This window comes from Capnocytophaga sp. oral taxon 332 str. F0381 (assembly GCF_000318275.2).
In the GTDB taxonomy this organism is placed as follows: Bacteria; Bacteroidota; Bacteroidia; order Flavobacteriales; family Flavobacteriaceae; genus Capnocytophaga; species Capnocytophaga bilenii.
Map to the genome: position 1 here is coordinate 1 of NZ_KB291321.1, position 252 is coordinate 252.

Sequence of the window (252 nt, forward strand, 5' to 3'; positions counted from 1 at the left end):
CAAGAAAATAAACATCTGGTTGCTCTCCATTATTTAAGCTAAACCTTCTTTTTTACACTTAAAAAGGTAATAATCCAATTTATTTATTGTATTTTTGCCTAAAGTTGCTGAATTTTGGTGTTCTTTTTTTTCTAAACACAAAATTACTAATTTTCGGGAACTTTTATTTTATTATAGGAGAAAGTTTGAACAGCTTCAATATTCCAGATGAACTCACGTTATTATACTAGGCACGAGCTACAAGCTCGCGCC